The sequence below is a fragment of the Mycobacterium hainanense genome (genome assembly GCF_041890355.1).
Classification (GTDB): Bacteria; Actinomycetota; Actinomycetes; order Mycobacteriales; family Mycobacteriaceae; genus Mycobacterium; species Mycobacterium hainanense.
Window position 1 is genome coordinate 653,182 of the sequence record NZ_CP169059.1, and the last position, 19,472, is coordinate 672,653.

The window sequence follows — 19,472 nt, forward strand, 5'->3', positions numbered from 1 at the left end:
AGCAGAATGGCCTCATGACGCTGAAGCTGGGCGACTACTTCGAACGGATCGGTTACGGCGGCGCCACGGCCCCCGGCCTCGAGGTCCTGCAGGCGTTGGTGAGCGCGCACACCAAGGCGATTCCCTTCGAGAACCTCGATCCGCTGATGGGCGTGCCGGTCGACGACCTGGGCCCGGAGGCCCTCGCCCGCAAGCTCGTTCGGCGGGGCCGCGGCGGCTTCTGCTACGAGCACAACGGGCTGATGGGCTACGCGCTCACCGAACTCGGCTTCCGGGTGCGGCGCCTGGCCGGCCGGGTCGTGTGGATGCGTCCGCCCGACGCGCCGTCACCGCCGCCGCAGACACACACGGCGTTGGCGGTGACGTTCCCCGGCTCCCACGGTTCCTACCTGGTCGACGTCGGCTTCGGCGGGCAGACACCCACCTCGCCGCTGCGGATCGAGACCGGCACCGTGCAGCAGACGACGCACGAGCCCTACCGGCTAGAGGACCGCGGCGACGGCCTGGTCCTGCAGGCCCAGATTCGCGGCGAGTGGCAGCCGCTCTACGAGTTCAGCACCCGGACCGCGCCGGACATCGACCTGGCGGTGGGCAGCTGGTACGTCTCGACGCACCCGTCGTCGCATTTCGTCACGGGGCTGACCGCCGCGCGCGTCACCGACGACGCCCGGTTGAACCTGGCCGGCCGGAACCTGGCCATTCACCGCGCCGACGGCAGCGAGAAGATCCGCCTCGACGGCGCCGCGGCGGTCGTGGACACCCTCAGGGACCGGTTCGGCATCAACGTGTCCGACGTCGGCGAGCGCGGCGCGCTCGAGGCTCGCCTCGACAAAATCCTGGACGCCTAGATCCAGGACCCGATCCGCCGCACGGCCTCTTCGATGTCACCCGTAGGCCCGGCGAACGACAGCCGGACGAACGAATTGCCGTGCGTGGTGTCGAAATCGATACCCGGCGCGATGGCAACGCCGGTGTCGCTCAACAGTTTCGCGCAGAACTCTGTCGAGTCCTTGGTGAGTTCGCAGACGTCGGCATACACGTAGAACGCTCCGTCGGTGGGCGCGAGCCGGTCGATGCCGATTCGGCGCAGCCCGTCGAGCAGCAGCGCCCGGTTGGTCGCGTAGTGGTGCAGGTTGCCGTCGGCCTCGGCCCTCGCCTCCGGCGTGAACGCCGCCACCGCGGCGAGCTGCGAGAGCACCGGCGGGCAGATGGTGAAGTTGCCGGTCAGGCGATCCACGGCGCGCAGCAGTGCGGGCGGCACCAGCATCCAGCCCAGCCGCCAGCCCGTCATCGCGTAGTACTTGGAAAAGCTGTTGACCACCACGGCGTCTCGCGATGTCTGCCAGGCGCAGCTGGTCTGCGGTGCCCCCTCGTAGACCAGGCCGTGGTAAACCTCGTCGCTGATCAGCCGCACCCCCGACGCCTCGCACCACGAGGCGATCGCGGCCAGCTCCGCCGGCGCTATCACGGTCCCGGTGGGATTGGCCGGGCTGGCGACGATCACGCCGTGGGGCGGCGGATCGAGTTCTTCGAGCATCCGCACGGTCGGCTGGAAGCGGGTCTGCGGGCCGCACGGGATCTCGACGACCTCACACCCCAAGGCCGACAGGATGTTTCGGTAGCACGGGTAACCGGGACTGGCCAGCGCCACCCGGTCGCCCGCGTCGAAGCACGCCAGGAACGCGAGCAGGAATCCGCCGGACGAGCCAGTGGTCAGCACCACGTCGTCGGGCTCGACCCGAAGCCCGTGCTGCCGTTGGTAATCGGCGGCGATCGCCGCGCGCAGCTCCGGAATGCCCAGCGTCACGGTGTAACCCAGCTCGTTGGAATGCAGGGCGGCGGCCGCCGCGGCGCGCACCGGCTCGGGTGCCCCGACGCTCGGCTGACCGGCCGACAGGTTCACCAGATCACCGTGGCTGCGCTGGCGCTCGGCGGCCGCCAGCCACACGTCCATCACATAGAACGGGGGGATGGCGGCGCGCCGCGCGACATGGTCGTTCACGACGGTTCGAGCACCTCGGATTCCAGTCGGGCGAGGACCTCCTGCGTTGTGCCGAGCAGGTGGGCGCTGCCGTGCGCGCGCTTGAAATACAGGTGCATGTCGTGCTCCCAGGTGATCGCGATTCCGCCGTGCAGTTGGATGCCTTCGGCGGCCGCGCTGCACAGCGCCTCGGTGGCGGCCAGCCGCGCGGTGCCCGCATTCGTCGGGATGGGGTCGGCGCAGGCCTCCGCCACCACCGCCTTTGCCGCGGCGATCATGACGTACAGATCAGCCATCCGGTGTTTGAGCGCCTGGAAGCTGCCGATTGGTCGGCCGAATTGCACTCTGTTCTTGGCGTATTCGACGGTCAACTCGAGGCAGCGTTCGGCGGCGCCGATCTGCTCGGCCGCGAGCAGGATGGCCGCGGTGTCGGCGAGGCCGGGGTCGGCGCCGATCGTCGCGGTGTCCCCGGGCGTGACCCGCGCGAGCCGACGGGTCGGGTCCATGGTGACGGCCGGCTCCGCGGTGAAGCGGGTCCACCGGGTCAGCCGACCGTCGGTGGCGGCGACGACGACGTCGGCGGTGTCGCCGTTGACCACGTAGTCGGGGTCGAAAACCAGCGCGCCGATCGAGGTGCCCTCGGCGAGGCCGCCCAGCGTCTCGGCATCGGGCTCGGGCGCACTCAGCAGCGCCAGCTCCGCCAGCGTGGTGCCCAGCAGCGGGGACGGCACCAACGCCCGGCCCAACTCCTGCAAAACCGTTGCGGCGTCGGCCAACTCGCCGCCCGCGCCGCCCAGCTCCTCGGGGATGACCAGAGCGGCGGCCCCCACCTGCTCACACAGCAGCTGCCACAGCGACTCGTCGTAGCCGCGCTCGGAGTCCATCGCGGCGCGCACCGCCGCCGGGTTGGCGTGCTTGGCCACCAGGGCCGCGACGGTCTCCCGCAGCATCTCCCGTTCTTCACTCATGAGCGCCGCTCCTGTTCATCACTGCGCGGCTCACAGCGCCTCCAGCACTCGCCGCCGATGCGCCTCGGGAGTACCCCAGGCCGAACGCAATGCTTGCACGCGCAGTAGCCAAAGCGACAAGTCATTTTCCTGGGTGAAGCCGATCGCGCCATGGGTCTGCAGCGCCGACCGCGCCGCCAGCAGGCCCGCCTCCGACGCCGCCGCCTTGGCCGCGCTGACGTCGCGGGGCTCCAGCGACAGCGCCGCGCCGTAGAGCAGCGGCCGGGCGAGTTCGATCGCGATGTGCACGTCGGCGAGCTTGTGCTTGATCGCCTGATAGGAACCGATCACCCGGCCGAACTGCGCGCGCTGCTTGGCGTAGTCGACGGTGTCGCGCAAAAGCGCCTCGGCGGCGCCGACCAACTGTGCGGCGGTGGCCAGCGCCCCGAACTCGAAGGCGCGCCGGAGGTCTGACTGCCATGGTTGGCCGGTGGCGGTCACGTCGTAGAGGGGTCGGCTCGGATCGACCGACTCGTGCCGGTCACCGGGCGCGGCCTCGCTCACCCCGTCGTCGGCGGCCAGCAGCACCAGCCCGGCCGAGTCGGCGTCCACCGCGCGCGGTGTGTGCGGCGGGAACGCGACGGTGGCGACCAGCTCACCGGAGGCCAGAGCCGCGCACCTCTCGTCGGAGGCGAGCAAAACCGGTGCGACGGCAATGGATTCGGCCACCGGTCCGGGCACACACCAGCGTCCCAGGCGTTCGATCGCGACCACCAGGTCGACCGGGTGCGCCTCGATGCCGTCAAACTTTTCGGGAACCGCCAGGGCGGTGACGCCGAGTTCGGCCAGCCGCTCCCACACCTTGCGGCCGGGCGCGGTGTCGCCGGCGGCCCAGGCGCGGATCGCGCCGGGCAGGTCGGCCGCGCCGAGCGCGGCGTCGATGCTGGCCGCGAAGTCGCGTTGCTGTTCGTCTAGCGCGAATTTCACTTCTTGCCCCCGGACTTCTCGCGGGGCAGGCCCAGCAACCGCTCCGAGATGATGTTGCGCTGAATCTCGTTGGTGCCGGCGTAGATCGGGCCACCCAGGGCGAACAGCAGGCCATCCGTCCAGCCGCCGGCGAGCTCGCCGTCGGCAGCCAGGATGTCCAGCGCGGTCTGGTGCAGGTCCACGTCGAGGTCGGACCAGAACACCTTGGTCACCGACGATTCGGCGCCCAGCTCACCGCCGTCGGCCAGCCGGGTCACCGTGCCGAAGGTTTGCAGCCGGTAGGCCTGCGCCTTGATCCAGCCATCGGCCACCCGGTCGGCAAACGCGGGCGGTGAGCCGCTGTCCTGCCACAGTCGCACCAGTCGCTCGGCGGTCGCCAGGAACCGCGCCGGGCTGCGCAGCGACATGCCCCGCTCGTTGCTCGATGTGCTCATGGCCGCCCGCCACCCCTCGTTCGGGGTGCCGATCACGTCGCGATCGGGCACGAACACGTCGTCGAGGAAGATCTCGCCGAAGCCGGTGTCGCCGCCCAACTGCACGATGGGCCGCACGGTGACGCCCTCGGCCTTCAGGTCGAACATGAAGTACGTCAGGCCGTTGTGCCGCTCGGCTTCCGGGTCCGAGCGGAACAGCCCGAAGCCCATCTCGGCGAACGGCGCCCGCGAACTCCAGATCTTCTGCCCGTTGAGCAGCCAGCCGCCGTCGGTCCTGGTCGCGGTGGAACGCAGTGATGCCAGGTCGCTGCCGGATTCGGGCTCCGACCAGGCCTGCGCCCAGATCTGTTCGCCGCTGGCCATTTTCGGCAGGATGCGGTCCAGCTGCTCTTCGGTGCCGTGCGCGAACAGCGTGGGCGCCAGCATCGAGGTGCCGTTGGCGCTGGCCCGGCCCGGGGCGCCGGCGCGGAAATACTCCTCCTCGAACACCACCCAGTGCAACAGCGGCGCGTCGCGACCACCGTATTTCTTCGGCCAGGTGATCACCGACAGCCCGGCGTCGAACAGCACACGGTCCCAGTGCCGGTGCTGCGCGAAACCTTCGGCGTTGTCGTAGGACTTCGTCGGGATCGACTCGGCGTTGGCGGACAAGAACTCACGGACCTCGGCCGCAAACGCCAGGGTCTCCTCGTCTAACTCCAGATCCATTCAGGCCAGCTCTCGCAGTTGTGGTTTGACCACCTTGCCGCCCGGGTTGCGCGGCAACGCGTCGACGAACCGCACCGAACGCGGCGCCTTGAAGTTCGCCAAATGTTCACGGGTGTAAGCGATCACGGATTGCTCGTCTATGTGGGCGCCGGGCCTGGCCACCACGAAGGCCCGCCCGACTTCACCGAGGCGCTCGTCGGGGACACCGATCACCGCGGCGTCGGCAATCCCCGTCATCCGGGCGAGCACCTGTTCGATTTCGGCGGGGTAGACATTGAAGCCGCCGCAGATGTACATGTCCTTGAGCCGGTCGGTGATGCGCAGGTTGCCGGCCGCGTCGACGGCGCCGATGTCGCCGGTGTGCAGCCAACCGTCGGCGTCGATGGCCGCCGCCGTGGCAGCCGGGTCGTCGAGGTAGCCCAGCATCACGTTCGGACCGCGCAGCAAGACCTCGCCCGCCTCGCCGGGAGCGCTTGAGTCGATACGCAATTCGAAGTCGGCGAACGGGCGCCCGCAGGTGGTGGCGACGGTGACCGCGTCGTCGTCGGCGCGGCACATCGTGCCCATCCCGTTGGCCTCGGTGAGCCCGTAGGCCGTCAGCACGATGTCGATGTCGAGCTCGGACTGCATGCGCTCCACCAGCACGACGGGCACGGTGGCCGCCCCGGTCACCGCGAACCGCAGCGAACTAAGGTCGTAGTCGTTGCGCCGCGGATGGTCCAGCAGGGTCTGGTAGATGGTGGGCGGCCCCGGCAACACGGTGATGCGGTGCCGCTCGATCGCCTCCAGTGCGCGCAACGGGTCGAACGTCAGGTGCGGGATCAGCGTCGCGCCGGTCTGTAGGCAGGCCAGGATGCCCGCCTTGTAGCCGAAGTTGTGGAAGAACGGGTTGATGCACAGGTAGCGGTCGTCGCTGGTGATCTTGCCGTTGGCCGCCCACGCCGCCGAGGCCGAGAGCGACTGCCGGTGCGCGCACAGCACCCCTTTGCTGCGACCGGTGGTGCCCGAGGTGAACAGGATGTCGCTGACGTCGTCGGGCGCGACGGCGGCGGCGCGGGTGGCGACCGCCTCGGGATCGGTGCCGCGCGCGACGAAGTCGTCCCACGTCCCGTCGTTGGCCTCGATCGGAATGCGGACGATGTGCCGCAGCGCGGGCAAGGCTGCCAGATCCAAATCGGCGACGCGATCGTGGCCCAGGAAGGTGCCCATCCCGAACAGCAGGGGCGCCGCGGTGCGGGCCAGGATGTCGCAGGCCTCCTCGGCGGTATAGCGGGTGTTCAGGGGCACCATCGCGGCGCCGGCGTGGTGGATGGCCAGGCAGGCGACCACCCAGTGCCAGGTGTTGGGCGACCAGATGGCCACCCGGTCTCCGGCCCGCACGCCGAGGCTGATCAAGGCAGCCGCCGCGCGGCGCACCTCGTCGCGCAGGGCGGCCGCCGTGAACGACCGGTCGTCGGTGATCAGGGCGTCATGGTCGGGAAACCGGCTCGCGAAACGGTCCAGCGCCGCGGGGATGGTGCGGACATCGCCGGTCATCGAGACTGCTCCTACCTGGATTGCTCGGTTCCTCCTGACGCCGCTGCGCGGCGCGCATCGTCACCGAGCCGACAAAGCAAGTGCTTGGTAGGTTAGCCTACAGGGCATGCAGGACGTCGAGGAGTTCCGGGCGGAGGTCCGGCAGTGGCTCGCCGACAATCTGGTCGGCGAATTCGCAGCTCTCAAGGGTCTTGGCGGGCCGGGTCGGGAGCACGAGGCGTTCGAAGAGCGCCGGGCGTGGAACCAGCATCTCGCCAAGGCCGGTCTGACCTGCCTGGGCTGGCCCGTCGAGCACGGCGGCCGCGGGCTCTCGACCGCGCACCGGGTGGCGTTCTACGAGGAGTACGCCAAAGCCGACGCGCCCGACAAGGTCAACCACTTCGGCGAGGAGCTGCTCGGCCCGACGCTGATCGCCTTCGGAACGCCCGAGCAGCAAGAGCGGTTCCTGCCCAAGATCCTCGACGTCAGCGAGCTGTGGTGCCAGGGCTATTCCGAGCCCGGGGCGGGCAGCGATTTGGCCAACGTGTCCACCACCGCCGAGCTGGACGGCGACCAGTGGGTGATCAACGGCCAGAAGGTGTGGACGTCGCTGGCGCACTGGGCGCAATGGTGCTTCGTGGTCGCTCGCACGGAGAAGGGTTCCAAGCGGCACGCCGGGCTGTCCTACCTCCTGGTGCCGCTGGATCAGCCCGGGGTGCAGGTCCGCCCGATCATCCAGCTGACCGGCGACTCGGAATTCAACGAGGTCTTCTTCGACGACGCCCGCACCGACGCCAATCTGGTGGTCGGCGCGCCCGGCGACGGCTGGCGGGTGGCCATGGGCACCCTGACGTTCGAACGCGGCGTGTCGACGCTGGGGCAGCAGATCCGCTACGCCCGTGAGCTTTCCAACCTCGCCGACCTGGCGCGCCGCAACGGCGCCGCCGACGACCCGTTCATCCGCGAGCGGCTGACCCGCGCGTGGGCCGGGTTGCGCGCGATGCGGAGCTACGCGCTGGCCACCATGGACGTCGAAGGAGGCGGCCAGGCCGCCGGGAAAGATAACGTGTCGAAGTTGTTGTGGGCCAATTGGCATCGCGCGTTGGGGGAGCTGGCGATGGATGTGGTCGGCAAGCCGGGGCTGACCCTGTCCGACGGCGAATTCGACCAGTGGCAGCGGTTGTTCCTGTTCACCCGCGCCGACACCATTTACGGCGGATCCAACGAGATTCAGCGCAACATCATCGCCGAGCGTGTGCTCGGCCTGCCCCGGGAGGTAAAGGGATGAGCCTGTCCGAAGCTCCGAAAGAGGTTGCCGGGCACGGGCTTTTGCAGGGAAAGGTGGTCGTCGTCACCGCGGCGGCGGGCACCGGAATCGGCTCGGCGACCGCCAAGCGCGCGCTGGCCGAGGGTGCTGACGTGGTGGTGTCCGACCACCACGAACGCCGGCTGGGGGAGACGGCCGAGGAGCTGTCCGCGCTGGGGTCGGGCCGGGTCGAGAGCGTGCTGTGCGACGTGACGTCCACCGCGCAGGTGGACGCGCTGATCGCGTCCACCACCGCACGGATGGGTCGGCTCGACGTGCTGGTCAACAACGCCGGCCTGGGCGGCCAGACCCCGGTGGTGGACATGACTGACGACGAGTGGGACCGCGTCCTGGACGTGACCTTGTCGTCGGTGTTCCGGGCCACCCGGGCGGCGCTGCGGTACTTCCGCGAGGCCGCCCATGGGGGCGTGATCGTCAATAACGCAAGCGTTTTGGGCTGGCGGGCACAGCACTCGCAGTCGCACTACGCTGCCGCCAAGGCGGGCGTGATGGCGTTAACCCGTTGCAGCGCAATGGAAGCGGTCGAATACGGGGTGCGGATCAACGCGGTGTCACCCAGCATCGCCCGGCACAAGTTCCTCGACAAGACCAGCTCGCCCGACCTGCTCGACCGGCTGTCCGCCGGCGAGGCGTTCGGGCGGGCCGCCGAGCCGTGGGAGGTGGCGGCCACCATCGCGTTCCTGGCCAGCGACTACTCCAGCTACCTGACCGGCGAGGTCATCTCGGTGTCCAGCCAGCACCCATGAGCGCACAGCTGGCCAAGCAAGCGCTTGGTTGATATCCTGGCCCGGTGGATCGAGTGGCCGGTCAGGCGAACAGCCGCCGCGACGAGTTGTTGGACCTCGCCGCGACGATGTTCGCGGAGCGCGGCCTGCGCGCCACCACCGTGCGCGACATCGCCGACAGTGCGGGCATCCTGTCCGGCAGCCTGTATCACCACTTCTCCTCCAAGGAGGAGATGGTCGACGAGCTGCTGCGCAGCTTCCTGGAGTGGTTGTTCGCCCGTTATCGCGAGATCGTGGACAGCGAGGCCAACCCGCTCGAGCGGCTCAAGGGATTGTTCATGGCGTCATTCGAGGCGATCGAGCACCGGCACGCGCAGGTCGTCATCTATCAGGACGAAGCCCAGCGGCTGTTGTCGCAGCCCCGGTTCTCCTACATCGAGGATATGAACCGGCAGCAGCGCAAGATGTGGGTCGAGGTGATCAACCAGGGCATCGACGAGGGCTACTTCCAGCCCGACCTCAATGTCGACCTCGTCTACCGTTTCATCCGTGACACCACCTGGGTGTCGGTGCGCTGGTATCAGCCCGGTGGACCGCTGACCGCTCATCAGGTGGGCCAGCAATATCTCGCCATCGTTCTCGGTGGGATTACCAAAGAAGGAGTCTGAAGATGGCTCGTGTCGGCGACGATGCAGTGCGGGTACCTCCCGCTTGCGGGGGAGAGGAGCGACACCATGGCTGAGGCGTACGTCATCGACGCTGTGCGCACGGCGGTTGGCAAGCGGGGCGGCGCGCTGTCCGGCATACACCCCGTGGACCTCGGCGCGCTGGGATGGCGCGGACTGCTGGACCGGGTCGACGTCGATCCCGCCGCCGTCGAGGACGTGATCGCGGGCTGCGTCGACGCGATCGGCGCGCAGGCGGGCAACATCGCCCGGCTCTCGTGGCTGGCCGCGGGCTATCCCGAGGAGGTTCCCGGCGTCACCGTGGACCGGCAGTGCGGGTCCAGCCAGCAGGCGATTTCCTTTGGCGCGCAGGCGATCATGGCCGGCACCGCCGACCTCATCGTGGCCGGCGGCGTGCAGAACATGAGCCAGATCCCGATCTCGTCGGCCATGACCGTGGGCGAGCAGTTCGGGTTCACTTCGCCGACCAACGAGTCCAAGCAGTGGCTGCACCGGTACGGCGACCAGGAGATCTCTCAGTTCCGCGGCTCGGAGTTGATCGCCGAGAAATGGAACCTGTCGCGCGAGGAGATGGAGCGCTACGCACTGACCAGCCACGAGCGCGCGTTCGCCGCGATCCACGCCGGTCACTTCGACAACGAAATCATCACCGTCGAAACGGAATCCGGACCGTTCCGGGTCGACGAGGGCCCGCGCGAGTCGTCGCTGGAGAAGATGGCCGGGCTCAAGACCCTCGTCGAGGGCGGCCGGTTGACGGCCGCGATGGCCAGCCAGATCTCCGACGGCGCCAGCGCGGTGCTGCTGGCGTCCGAGCAGGCCGTCAAGGACCACAACCTGACGCCTCGGGCCCGCATCCACCACATCAGCGCCCGCGCCGCCGACCCGGTGTTCATGTTGACCGGGCCCATCCCGGCCACCCGCTACGCCCTGGAGAAGACCGGGCTGTCCATCGACGACATCGACACCGTCGAGATCAACGAGGCGTTCGCGCCGGTGGTTTTGGCCTGGCTCAAGGAGATCAAGGCCGACCCGGAGAAGGTCAACCCCAACGGTGGTGCGATCGCGCTCGGTCACCCGCTGGGCGCCACCGGCGCCAAGCTGTTCGCGACGATGCTCAACGAGCTCGAGCGCGTCGGCGGCCGCTATGGCCTGCAGACGATGTGCGAGGGCGGCGGCACGGCCAACGTCACGATCATCGAGCGGCTGTAACCATTGCGCCGCCTGGCGCGACACTGAAACTACGCACAAGACGCGCCGATTCGGGTATGCGTAGCTGCAGTCTCGGCGCGGGATTAAGGGGTTGCCAGCACCAGGCCGATGCCGCCGAGGGCCAACAGCCAGCTGGTGAAACTGCCGACCAGGAAGTACTCGGTCACCTCGTCGATGCCGACCTCACCGTTGCGGCCCTTTTGGGCGGTCAGCTCCGGGAACCGGATGATGCCCTTGGCGGCGACGACCGCGCTGGCGGCGGCCACCTGACCGCCGACGCCCAGGCCCAGGATCAGCAGGCGTTCCATCGGGCCCAACAGCCGCCCGCCCTTGAGCCGATCCGACGGTTGCGGCTCACCGACGGGGCGTACCGCTCCAACCGATCCGAGCACCAGGCGCACGAGCTGGTTCGCGGTTGCGAACTGCACCAGCACCACACCGATGACCATGAGCAGCCGGGTTGGGGTGACATGGCCGAGCGGCAAGTGCACCCAGACCACCCACCGCGCGATGCCGCCGCCGACCGTCGACGACCAACCGGACAGCAGCGTCAACAGCGTCAGCGTCCCGGCGAACACCGTCAGCGGCGCAGCCTGGTGGCCGCCGCTGCGCTCGCTGCGCGCGCAGAGCCACTCCCATGCGGCGACCGACGCTGCGGCCAGGACGAGCAGCGCGATGTCGCCGGCATGCCATAGCGCGCCCAGCACCAAGGCGGCGGCCACCACAACCGGTCCCATCACCAGCGGCACCCACCCCGCACGGACCGCTCGCCGGCACAGGTCGGCGATGCCGAGCGCCGTGAGCAGGACGGCGACGGCGCTCACGGCAATTCCCGAAGGTATTGGCTGGCGACGACGATCAGATCCAGACCGTCACGGCTCGCGCGCTGTGAGACCGCCGACGGGCTGACGCCCTCGGCCGCGGCGAGTTCCTTTTTGGTCCGGCCGGTCATTAGTCCCCTCACAATCCGCAACGATCTCTCATCGAGCGATCCAAGCAGATGGTCCCGACAGATTAGGGCCGCGTTGATCGCGCCGACGTCGGTGCGCGTCTCCGCGGCCGCCCGAAATGTGGTGCGCACCAGCGCGAAGCCGGGCTGTCGCTGTGTCTCCGCGGTCTGCTGGATGGCCTCCCGGGCGGCCCACCATCCGGGCCCGTCCTGAATTCCCGCGTCGGCGTCGAGGACGGTCACCGCGCCCCACCCCAGCCCGAAGCGGACGTCGACATCGGGCGCCAGTAGCAGGCGCACGGTGAACGCGGCGTCGATGGCGCCGCCGAGAGTGGGGTAGCTGCCCTGAAACTCGTCCCCCACCGTGAAGGACGGCGGGTCAATCGCACCGTTTCCCACCTGGCTCAGGGCGGTGGCGACGCGTCGATGCAGGGCGGGACGGTCGCTGGCACGCCGGGAGCCGACCACGTCGCCGATCAGCGCGGCGCGAATTGAAGGCTCAGCCTTCACTCTGACCATATGAAGACTATAGCTTCATTTAGAAATTATTCAGAACATAGCTTCATCAGGTCGCGCGGTCGGGGTCCGCTGATGAGTCCTCAGTCCACCGCCGACGGTTCCTCCACGAGCGCCGACGCGGCCTTCAGGTGAGCGATCGCGTCCCGCACGACCGAGTCGATCAGCTCCGCGCACGACGGCAGGTCCTCGAGGATGCCGGCCACCTGGCCGGAGGCGAGCACTCCGGCCTCGGTGTTGCCTTCGACCAGCCCGGCCTTCAGCAACATCGGGGTGTTGGCCGCCATCACCACCTGGGACCAGGTCAGCTCCTTGCCGTGGCGCATCGCCAGGCCGTCGCGGATCATCGACCGCCAGGTCATCTGCGACATGTGCTTGAACTTCGCCGCGTTGCGCACCGCCGCGGTGAGACCCCTTACCGGTGAACCGCTTTCGAGTCTTTCGACCAGGCCGGTGCGCAGCACCCGGTGCGGCATGCCGTCGACGCGCGTGGTGACCACCGTGCCGTCGAGCGCCGCCTCCAAGTAGCGCCGCTTCACCGAGTCGGGCACGGTCGAGTCGGAGGTCAGCAGAAAGCGGGTGCCCATCGCCACGCCGGCGGCCCCGTAGCTCAGCGCGGCCGCAAGCCCGCGCCCGTCGAAGAAGCCCCCCGCCGCGATCACCGGGATCCCGGTGCCCTGCACGGCATCCAGCACCGACGGCAGCAGCAGCGTCGTTGCGACGGGTCCGGTGTGTCCGCCGCCCTCGCCGCCCTGCACGATCATCGCATCGGCGCCCCAGGCCGCCACCTTCTTTGCGTGCTTCGCAGCGCCGATTGACGGAATTACCACCGCGCCGGCCTCTTTCAGCCGCGCGATCAGGTCCTGCTTGGGCGCCAGGGCGAAGGACGCCACCTTCACGCCCTCGCGGATCATCAGATCGACGCGGTCACCGGCGTCCGCGGCGTCGGCGCGGATGTTCACTCCGAACGGCCTGTCGGTGGCCGCCTTGACCTTGCCGATGGCCGTCGCCAATTCGTCCAGCGTCATGGTGGCCGAGGCCAGGATGCCCAGCCCACCGGCGTTGGCCGTGGCGGCCACCAGTCGCGCGCCGGCGACCCAGCCCATTCCGGTTTGCACCACCGGATGCTCGACACCGACCAGCTCGGTCAGCGGCGTGCGCAGCTTCATCAGCGTATCTCTCTGTCCCGCAGCGCCTTCGGATCGATGACCTCACGGATCAGGCGCAACTCATCGTCGGTCGGCAGCCGAGTCTCGTCGGCCTCATCGAGACCATGCACATCGAACGACGTGGCCTCGCGCACGTCGGCAGGCGACACCCCGGGGTGCAGCGTCAGCGCACGCATGGTGCGCTCCGGACCGCCGAAGTCGAACACCCCGAGGTTTGACACGACGCGGTGGGTGTCGGCGAAGCGGAACGCCGGGTTATCCGGGTCCACCTTGTCCCAGCCGATGCCGCAGACCACGTCGACCGCCTCGCAGAACACCCGCTTCGAATGGTTGCCCACCCAATAACTGGTCGCGTGGTTGATCGCGTTGCCGGGCGCGCCCCGCAGGCCGAACATCTGCCGGGTCGGGTGTTGCAACGGACCGAACGCCGAGATGTTCTGGTTGCCGAAGCGGTCAACCTGATTGGCGCCCATCACCACGTGCCGCCGACCCCAGGCCAGCGTCTCGAACACCCGCCCGAACGGCATCCAGCCCTCGACGGGTCCGGTCTTGCCCAGGGCCGGGGTGTCCGCCAGCAGTTGCGCCTCGCCGTCGGTCAGCAGGATGTCCGGTGAAAAGGTCAACCGCGCCAGCCGTGCGCCGACCGAGGCCATGTTCGTCATCGGGCTGACCATGATTTCGCCCGCATCCCTGAACAACTCGGCGCACGCGACTGCGCACACTTCGGCGCGGGTGGCGCTCATTTGGCCGCCTCCTCTGCGAATGCGCGAACCGCCGCCTGGTAGTCGTCCTCGCTGCCCGACAGGTACGTCTGGACGAAGGCCTGCCACCCGTCTTCGGTGGAGGCGGCCTCGGCGTAATGCCGCTGGAATTTTTCGTCGCGACCGTAATCCGGTGCGGCGGTGGTGAAGTGGGCGCCGCCGGGCGCTTCCACCACCGAGTCGACCATCATCCGGTTCACCAGCAGGGCCTGCGGGGGGACGGCCTTTACCAGCTCCTCGGTGGAGACGATGCGCTCCACCGACAGGAAGCGCTTGTCGGCGGCCATCAGGAAGAGATCGTCGAAGTACGGGTCGATCCCGGTGTAGGCGGCATTGCCGCGGCTGTCACCGAGATTGAGGTGCACGAAGGCGGCGTCGAGGCGCAGCGCCGGCATGGCGATCAGCGTCTCGTGCCCGCCCCCCGGCGCGGGGTAGGGGCTGGTCACCGTCTGCAACTCGCCCTCCCAAAAGTCGGGGACCGAGCTGCCCAGCCCGGCCCGAATCGGCAGGAACGGCAGGCGTTGCGAGGCGGCTTGCAGGCCGCAGCGCAGCATGCCCTCGTCCATTTCCCGCGCCTCGATGGCGCCGCCGGTGCGGGCCTTGGCGAACCAGGGGTCGTAGAACGGCGGGGAGTCCAGGGAAACGAAGCCGTAGTAGACGCGCTTGACCTTGCCGGCCGAGCACAGCAACCCCAGGTCGGGTCCGCCGTAGGTGACCACCGTGAGGTCCGTGACGTCGGAACGCAACATCGCGCGCACGAACGCCATCGGCTTGCGCCGCGATCCCCAGCCACCGATGCCGATCGTCATGCCGCTGCGCAGCTGCGCGACGGCCTCGTCCAACGTGGTTCTCTTGTCGGTCATTCCTTCTTGCCCTTCGCCGTACCGGCGAACGCGTCGCGGTGCTCGTCGGCGACGCCGGCCAGATTGAGCTCGAACGTAAAGCCTTGTTCCATCCGGTAACTCGAGTTGACCCGCTGCACGTCGATCAGATTGAGCGCCTCCTTGGCCGCGCGGATGACCCGGGTGTCCTTGGCGGCGATGTCGCGAGCCACCTTCAGGGCTGCTTCGTCGAGTTGATCCCGGGGCACCACCTCGTGCACCGAACCGAAGTGGTGCAGGGTGGCGGCGTCCACGGTGGCCGCGGTGAAGAACAGCCGTCGCATCAGGTGTTGCGGCACCAGCCGGGACAGGTGGGTGGCCGCGCCGAGGGCGCCGCGCTCCACTTCCGGCAACCCGAAGGTGGCGTCCTCGGACGCCACGATCACGTCGGAGTTGCCGACCAGGCCGATACCGCCGCCAACGCAAAAGCCGTTCACGGCGGCGACGACGGGAACCGCGCACTCATAGACCGCCCGGAAGGCGGCAAAGCAACCGCGGTTGGCGTCGATCAGCGCGGTGAATCCCTCGGTGCGCTGCATCTCCTTGATGTCGACCCCGGCGTTGAAACCGCGACCCTCCGCCCGCAGGATGACCACGTGGGTAGCGGGGTCATGGCCGGCGGCGGTAATGACGTCGGCCAGTTCGAACCAGCCGCGGGACGGGATGGCGTTGACCGGGGGGAAGTCGACGGTGACCGCGACGATGCCCGGTTCGGTGGTCTTCGATGTGATGGGCAAGGTGCCACTTCCTTGTGGGATAACTACCTAAGCAAGCACTTGCTTGGTACGCTAGCACAGTGACTCGCGCCGAAGCACCCGACGCCGTGCACTTCGGGCTGGCCGGGCGGGTGGTTCTGGTCACCGGCGGGGTGCGGGGAGTGGGCGCCGGCATCAGCTCGGTGTTCGCCGGGCAGGGCGCGACCGTCGTCACCTGCGCACGGCGGCCCGTGGAGGGATCGCCCTATGAGTTCCATTCCTGCGACGTCCGCGATGACGACGCGGTGAAGGCGCTCATCGACGCCGTCACCGACAAGCACGGCCGGCTCGACGTCGTGGTCAACAATGCCGGCGGTTCGCCGTACGTGCTGACCGCCGAGTCCAGCGCGAAGTTCAACCGCAAGATCATCGAACTCAACCTCATTGGCGCGCTCTCGGTTTCGCAACACGCGAACGACAAGATGCAGCAGCAGGACCGCGGTGGGTCGATCATCAACATCTGCAGTCTGTCCGGTCGACGGCCGTCGCCCGGCACCGGCGCCTACGGGGCGGCGAAGGCCGGCCTGGAGAGCCTTACGCAGACCCTGGCGGTGGAGTGGGGGCCGAAGGTCCGGGTCAACGCCTGCGTGGTGGGCATGGTCGAGACCGAACAGGCCGATCTGTTCTACGGCGACGCCGAGTCCATCGCCGCCATCTCGAAGAACGTACCGCTGCGTCGACTCGCTAAGCCCGATGACATCGGCTGGGCCGCAGCGTTTCTGGCGTCGGATGCGGCGTCCTACATCAGTGGTGCTTCGCTCGAGGTGCACGGCGGCGGCGAGCCGCCGCACTATCTGGGCACAACGAACGCCAGCGCGATCAAGTAGAGGAGACACGAACAATGGGAGTGGTTGACGGCCGCGTCGTCATCGTCACCGGAGCGGGCGGCGGTATCGGTCGCGCACACGCGCTGGCCTTCGCGGCCGAAGGTGCGCGGGTGGTGGTCAACGACATCGGCGTGGGCCTGGACGGTTCGCCGGCCGGTGGCGGCAGCGCCGCCCAGGGCGTGGTCGACGAAATCACCGCCGCCGGTGGGGAAGCCGTTGCCAACGGATCCAACGTCGCGGACTGGAACCAAGCGGCCGAGCTGGTGCAGACCGCCGTCGACACCTTTGGTGGCCTGGACGTTCTGGTGAACAACGCGGGCATCGTCCGCGACAGGATGATGGCCAACACCAGCGAGGAGGAGTTCGACGCCGTCATCGCCGTGCACCTCAAGGGCCACTTCGCCACGATGCGGCACGCCGCGTCGTACTGGCGCGGGCTGTCCAAAGAGGGCAAGACCGTCGACGCGCGAATCATCAATACCAGTTCGGGTGCCGGCCTGCAGGGCAGCGTCGGCCAGGGCAATTACAGCGCGGCCAAAGCCGGCATCGCGGCGATGACGCTGGTCGGCGCCGCGGAAATGGGCCGCTACGGCGTCACCGTCAACGCCATCGCGCCATCGGCCCGCACCCGGATGACCGAGACGGTCTTCGCCGAGATGATGGCAACGCAGGACCAGGATTTCGACGCCATGGCGCCCGAGAACATCTCGCCGCTGGTGGTATGGCTGGGCAGTACCGAATCCCGCGACGTCACCGGGAAGGTGTTCGAGGTGGAGGGCGGCAAGATTCGGGTCGCGGAGGGCTGGGCCCACGGACCGCAGATCGACAAGGGCGCGCGGTGGGATCCCGCGGAACTGGGACCCGTCGTCGCCGACCTGCTCGCCAAGGCGCGCCCGCCGGTCCCCGTGTACGGGGCCTGATTCAGTTATCGGACAACCGGATCCGGAACGTTCCGGGGAAACGTTACGGGTCGCAGATGACGATGGGGATGACGCGGTCGGTCCAGGATCGGTAGTCGCCGAACGACGGGTACATGGCATCCAGCTTCGGCCAGTATTCCGCGCGCTCGGCCTCGGTGGCGTCACGGGCCTGCAGCTGCAGCACCTCGTCCTTGATCTGCACCGAGACCCTCGGATTGGCCTTGAGGTTGAGGTACCACAGTGGGTGCTTGTCGCTGCCGCCCTTCGATGCGACCAGTACCACCCGGTTCCCTTCCCGTAGATACAGCAGCGGGCTCACCCGCGGTTCACCGGTCTTGCGGCCCGTCGTGGTGAGCAACGCGACCGGCGCGTTGCCGAAGGTGCCGCCCAGTTTTCCGTTGCTGCGTCGGTAAATCCACGCGTTGCCCTTGGCCATCCACTTGATGATGAAGCCGACCCAAGGGGCGTTCAAAGAGCGGGGCTTCGGTTTGGGCATCATGCTCCTCTGTGCTGGATCTGGCTGCTGGATCTGGCCGGCGCCTCCGCACCCCGCTTCGCGGGCTGCGTCGTTACCGGCGCTGCTGGATGAACGGTTGGAAGCGAACCTTGATGTGGTGGATTTCGGCCGTGCCGCTTGAGCTTTCGGCGGGAATCACGAACGTCTCGTTGACTCGTGCGGCCAGCCGACGGGCGCCGAACGCCGCCTTCGTCAGCACGACGTACGCCGCGTGCACCCGGTCCCCGTCGATCCAGTAATCCGGTGTCGTCGTGTCCGCGAGGAATCGGTACTGCGGACCGCGGTTGATGCTGCGGCGCAGGTGGTTTCCGGAGAACCCGTTCTTGATTCCCTGCTCGATACGGATGCACCGGGCGGCGAATGGAACGGAGTCACCGTCATGGCTGATGAGCGCGTCGATATAGGACTGCGCCGCGGCGATGCGGCTCTCTTCGGAGACGAGCACCGAGAGGCTAGATGCGTTCGATGATGGTGCCGGTCGACAGGGCACCGCCCGCGCACATGGTGATCAGCGCGGTGCTCTGGTCGGTGCGCTCCAATTCGTGCAGCGCGGTGGTGATCAGCCGGCTGCCGGTGCTGCCGACCGGGTGGCCCAACGCGATCGCCCCACCGTTGACGTTCACCTTGTCCATGTCCGGGTTGTGCACCCGCGCCCAGGACAGCACCACCGACGCGAAGGCCTCGTTGATCTCGGTGATGTCGATGTCGCCCATCTTCATGCCGGCCTTCTCGAGCACCTTGGCGGTGGACTGCACCGGGCCGTCGAGGTGGTAGTACGGCTCGGCGCCGACCAGCGCCTGGCTGACGATGCGGGCCCGCGGCCGCAGCCCGAGCGCCTTGGCCTTGTCCTCGTCCATCCACAGCACGGCCGCGGCCCCGTCGGAGATCTGCGACGACGTTCCCGCCGTGTGGATTCCGCCCTCGAGGACCGGCTTCAGTGAGCTCAGTCCCGAGAGGGTGGTCTCGCGCAGGCCCTGGTCGCGGGAGATGGTGACCCGCTCGGACGTCGGTTGCTTGTTCTCGTCCAGCGCCGGCGCCTCGATCGGGGACACCTCGCGGTCGAAACGACCTTCCTCCCACGCCCGCTTGGCCTTGGCTTGCGACTGGTAGCCGAACTCGTCGATATCGTCGCGGGTGATGCCCCGCCGCTTGGCGATCCGCTCGGCCGCGGTGAACTGGTCGGGCAGGTCGATGTCCCACGATGCGGGCCGCAGGATGCTGCGATCGGGGCCGGCGTTGGCGCCGAGACCCACGCGGCTCATCGCCTCGATTCCGCAGGCGATCCCGATGTCGATTGCGCCCGCCGCGATCAACCCGGCCACCAGGCCGTTGGCCTGCTGGCCGCTGCCGCACTGGCAGTCCACGGTCATGGCGCCAACGTGCTCCGGCAACCCAGCCACCAGCCAGCTGACCCGCGTGATGTTGTTGGACTGTTCGCCGTACTGCGTCACGCAGCCGCCGATGACCTGTTCGACGTCACCGGCATCGATGCCAGACTTCTCAACCAGTGCCCTCTGCACCGCGCCAAGCAGCTCGGTGGCGTGCAGCCCTGACAGCCATCCATTGCGCTTGCCGATCGGGCTGCGGGTGGCTTCGACGATTACCGGGTTACCCATTCCGTCAGGCTAGAACACGTTTCATTAGTCTGACAAGCGACG

The 19,472-nt window shown here is 68.5% G+C and carries 21 protein-coding genes; 7 read left to right on the forward strand and 14 right to left on the reverse strand.

Going from position 1 to position 19,472, the window contains the following annotated elements:
* Positions 1 to 14: 14 nt before the first annotated feature.
* Complete coding sequence (locus tag ACEL92_RS03015; protein WP_374024178.1) at positions 15 to 848, forward strand: arylamine N-acetyltransferase; 834 nt, start codon at positions 15 to 17, stop codon at positions 846 to 848.
* On the opposite strand, the gene ACEL92_RS03020 is transcribed toward ACEL92_RS03015, so the two are convergent.
* The 5 genes from ACEL92_RS03020 to fadD3 are packed head-to-tail and all read right to left on the reverse strand — an operon-like array spanning position 845 to position 6,593.
* Positions 845 to 2,002: a pyridoxal phosphate-dependent aminotransferase gene (locus tag ACEL92_RS03020; RefSeq protein WP_374024179.1), complete on the reverse strand. Its 1,158-nt coding sequence runs from the start codon at positions 2,000 to 2,002 to the stop codon at positions 845 to 847. The genes ACEL92_RS03015 and ACEL92_RS03020 overlap by 4 nt on opposite strands.
* Positions 1,999 to 2,949: an acyl-CoA dehydrogenase family protein gene (locus ACEL92_RS03025; RefSeq protein ID WP_374024180.1), complete on the reverse strand. Its 951-nt coding sequence runs from the start codon at positions 2,947 to 2,949 to the stop codon at positions 1,999 to 2,001. Before ACEL92_RS03025 ends, ACEL92_RS03020 begins: the two co-directional genes overlap by 4 nt.
* A gap of 30 nt (positions 2,950 to 2,979) precedes the next feature.
* The gene (locus ACEL92_RS03030; RefSeq protein ID WP_374024181.1) at positions 2,980 to 3,915 is read right to left on the reverse strand and encodes an acyl-CoA dehydrogenase family protein; all 936 of its coding nucleotides are present in this window, start codon (positions 3,913 to 3,915) and stop codon (positions 2,980 to 2,982) included.
* The gene (locus tag ACEL92_RS03035; RefSeq protein WP_374024182.1) at positions 3,912 to 5,057 is read right to left on the reverse strand and encodes an acyl-CoA dehydrogenase family protein; all 1,146 of its coding nucleotides are present in this window, start codon (positions 5,055 to 5,057) and stop codon (positions 3,912 to 3,914) included. Before ACEL92_RS03035 ends, ACEL92_RS03030 begins: the two co-directional genes overlap by 4 nt.
* Entirely contained in the window at positions 5,058 to 6,593 is a 1,536-nt protein-coding gene (gene fadD3, locus ACEL92_RS03040) for a 3-((3aS,4S,7aS)-7a-methyl-1,5-dioxo-octahydro-1H-inden-4-yl)propanoate--CoA ligase FadD3 (RefSeq protein ID WP_374024183.1), read from the reverse strand.
* A 106-nt stretch (positions 6,594 to 6,699) separates the two neighbouring features.
* Here fadD3 and ipdE1 point away from each other — a divergent pair, with 106 nt between their 5' ends.
* The 4 genes from ipdE1 (at position 6,700) to fadA6 (ending at position 10,519) form a co-directional block, all read left to right on the forward strand.
* Entirely contained in the window at positions 6,700 to 7,860 is a 1,161-nt protein-coding gene (gene ipdE1, locus ACEL92_RS03045) for an acyl-CoA dehydrogenase IpdE1 (protein ID WP_374024184.1), read from the forward strand.
* Entirely contained in the window at positions 7,857 to 8,645 is a 789-nt protein-coding gene (gene ipdF / locus ACEL92_RS03050; protein ID WP_374024185.1) for a (5R,7aS)-5-hydroxy-7a-methyl-1-oxo-2,3,5,6,7,7a-hexahydro-1H-indene-carboxyl-CoA reductase, read from the forward strand. The genes ipdE1 and ipdF overlap by 4 nt, the downstream gene beginning before the upstream one ends.
* A gap of 44 nt (positions 8,646 to 8,689) precedes the next feature.
* Positions 8,690 to 9,292, forward strand: a complete 603-nt coding sequence (gene kstR2, locus ACEL92_RS03055) for a TetR family transcriptional regulator KstR2 (RefSeq protein WP_374024186.1) — start codon at positions 8,690 to 8,692, stop codon at positions 9,290 to 9,292.
* A gap of 66 nt (positions 9,293 to 9,358) precedes the next feature.
* Positions 9,359 to 10,519, forward strand: a complete 1,161-nt coding sequence (fadA6, locus tag ACEL92_RS03060; protein WP_374024187.1) for a steroid 3-ketoacyl-CoA thiolase FadA6 — start codon at positions 9,359 to 9,361, stop codon at positions 10,517 to 10,519.
* An 83-nt stretch (positions 10,520 to 10,602) separates the two neighbouring features.
* Here fadA6 and ACEL92_RS03065 read toward each other — a convergent pair whose 3' ends face one another.
* The 6 genes from ACEL92_RS03065 to echA20 form a co-directional block, all read right to left on the reverse strand.
* Entirely contained in the window at positions 10,603 to 11,343 is a 741-nt protein-coding gene (locus tag ACEL92_RS03065) for a hypothetical protein (protein WP_374024188.1), read from the reverse strand.
* On the reverse strand, positions 11,340 to 11,987 hold the full coding sequence (locus ACEL92_RS03070) for a SatD family protein (RefSeq protein WP_374024189.1): 648 nt from the start codon (positions 11,985 to 11,987) through the stop codon (positions 11,340 to 11,342). Before ACEL92_RS03070 ends, ACEL92_RS03065 begins: the two co-directional genes overlap by 4 nt.
* Before the next feature lie 80 nt (positions 11,988 to 12,067).
* Positions 12,068 to 13,153: a (3aS,4S,5R,7aS)-5-hydroxy-7a-methyl-1-oxo-octahydro-1H-indene-4-carboxyl-CoA dehydrogenase gene (gene ipdC, locus ACEL92_RS03075; RefSeq protein WP_374024190.1), complete on the reverse strand. Its 1,086-nt coding sequence runs from the start codon at positions 13,151 to 13,153 to the stop codon at positions 12,068 to 12,070.
* Positions 13,153 to 13,896 carry a cholesterol ring-cleaving hydrolase subunit IpdB gene (ipdB, locus tag ACEL92_RS03080; protein ID WP_374024191.1) on the reverse strand — a complete coding sequence of 248 codons (744 nt, stop codon included), beginning with the start codon at positions 13,894 to 13,896 and terminating at the stop codon, positions 13,153 to 13,155. The genes ipdC and ipdB overlap by 1 nt, the downstream gene beginning before the upstream one ends.
* Entirely contained in the window at positions 13,893 to 14,777 is an 885-nt protein-coding gene (gene ipdA, locus ACEL92_RS03085) for a cholesterol ring-cleaving hydrolase subunit IpdA (protein ID WP_374024192.1), read from the reverse strand. Before ipdA ends, ipdB begins: the two co-directional genes overlap by 4 nt.
* Positions 14,774 to 15,532 carry a (7aS)-7a-methyl-1,5-dioxo-2,3,5,6,7,7a-hexahydro-1H-indene-carboxyl-CoA hydrolase gene (echA20, locus tag ACEL92_RS03090; protein WP_374024193.1) on the reverse strand — a complete coding sequence of 253 codons (759 nt, stop codon included), beginning with the start codon at positions 15,530 to 15,532 and terminating at the stop codon, positions 14,774 to 14,776. The genes ipdA and echA20 overlap by 4 nt, the downstream gene beginning before the upstream one ends.
* An 86-nt stretch (positions 15,533 to 15,618) precedes the next feature.
* On the opposite strand from echA20, the gene ACEL92_RS03095 reads away from it, so the two are divergent.
* Both ACEL92_RS03095 and ACEL92_RS03100 read left to right on the forward strand, forming a co-directional pair.
* Positions 15,619 to 16,377 (forward strand): SDR family oxidoreductase, encoded by a 759-nt coding sequence (locus tag ACEL92_RS03095; protein WP_374026061.1) that lies wholly within the window; start codon positions 15,619 to 15,621, stop codon positions 16,375 to 16,377.
* Between the two features lie 14 nt (positions 16,378 to 16,391).
* The gene (locus ACEL92_RS03100; protein WP_374024194.1) at positions 16,392 to 17,297 is read left to right on the forward strand and encodes an SDR family oxidoreductase; all 906 of its coding nucleotides are present in this window, start codon (positions 16,392 to 16,394) and stop codon (positions 17,295 to 17,297) included.
* 43 nt (positions 17,298 to 17,340) lie between these two features.
* Here ACEL92_RS03100 and ACEL92_RS03105 read toward each other — a convergent pair whose 3' ends face one another.
* The 3 genes from ACEL92_RS03105 to ACEL92_RS03115 form a co-directional block, all read right to left on the reverse strand.
* Entirely contained in the window at positions 17,341 to 17,793 is a 453-nt protein-coding gene (locus ACEL92_RS03105) for a nitroreductase family deazaflavin-dependent oxidoreductase (protein ID WP_374024195.1), read from the reverse strand.
* Between the two features lie 73 nt (positions 17,794 to 17,866).
* The gene (locus ACEL92_RS03110; RefSeq protein WP_374024196.1) at positions 17,867 to 18,259 is read right to left on the reverse strand and encodes a hypothetical protein; all 393 of its coding nucleotides are present in this window, start codon (positions 18,257 to 18,259) and stop codon (positions 17,867 to 17,869) included.
* Positions 18,260 to 18,266: 7 nt separating this feature from the next.
* The gene (locus ACEL92_RS03115) at positions 18,267 to 19,430 is read right to left on the reverse strand and encodes a steroid 3-ketoacyl-CoA thiolase (protein WP_374024197.1); all 1,164 of its coding nucleotides are present in this window, start codon (positions 19,428 to 19,430) and stop codon (positions 18,267 to 18,269) included.
* Positions 19,431 to 19,472 lie beyond the last annotated feature (42 nt).

Bases quoted from the DNA above. Each gene is read 5' to 3' on its own strand.
- ACEL92_RS03015 (WP_374024178.1), top strand. From the start codon at position 15: ATGACGCTGAAGCTGGGCGACTACTTCGAACGGATCGGTTACGGCGGC.
- ACEL92_RS03025 (WP_374024180.1), bottom strand. From the start codon at position 2,949: ATGAGTGAAGAACGGGAGATGCTGCGGGAGACCGTCGCGGCCCTGGTG.
- ACEL92_RS03035 (WP_374024182.1), bottom strand. From the start codon at position 5,057: ATGGATCTGGAGTTAGACGAGGAGACCCTGGCGTTTGCGGCCGAGGTC.
- fadD3 (WP_374024183.1), bottom strand. From the start codon at position 6,593: ATGACCGGCGATGTCCGCACCATCCCCGCGGCGCTGGACCGTTTCGCG.
- ipdE1 (WP_374024184.1), top strand. From the start codon at position 6,700: ATGCAGGACGTCGAGGAGTTCCGGGCGGAGGTCCGGCAGTGGCTCGCC.
- ipdF (WP_374024185.1), top strand. From the start codon at position 7,857: ATGAGCCTGTCCGAAGCTCCGAAAGAGGTTGCCGGGCACGGGCTTTTG.
- fadA6 (WP_374024187.1), top strand. From the start codon at position 9,359: ATGGCTGAGGCGTACGTCATCGACGCTGTGCGCACGGCGGTTGGCAAG.
- ACEL92_RS03070 (WP_374024189.1), bottom strand. From the start codon at position 11,987: ATGGTCAGAGTGAAGGCTGAGCCTTCAATTCGCGCCGCGCTGATCGGC.
- ipdC (WP_374024190.1), bottom strand. From the start codon at position 13,153: ATGAAGCTGCGCACGCCGCTGACCGAGCTGGTCGGTGTCGAGCATCCG.
- ipdB (WP_374024191.1), bottom strand. From the start codon at position 13,896: ATGAGCGCCACCCGCGCCGAAGTGTGCGCAGTCGCGTGCGCCGAGTTG.
- ipdA (WP_374024192.1), bottom strand. From the start codon at position 14,777: ATGACCGACAAGAGAACCACGTTGGACGAGGCCGTCGCGCAGCTGCGC.
- ACEL92_RS03100 (WP_374024194.1), top strand. From the start codon at position 16,392: ATGGGAGTGGTTGACGGCCGCGTCGTCATCGTCACCGGAGCGGGCGGC.
- ACEL92_RS03105 (WP_374024195.1), bottom strand. From the start codon at position 17,793: ATGCCCAAACCGAAGCCCCGCTCTTTGAACGCCCCTTGGGTCGGCTTC.
- ACEL92_RS03115 (WP_374024197.1), bottom strand. From the start codon at position 19,430: ATGGGTAACCCGGTAATCGTCGAAGCCACCCGCAGCCCGATCGGCAAG.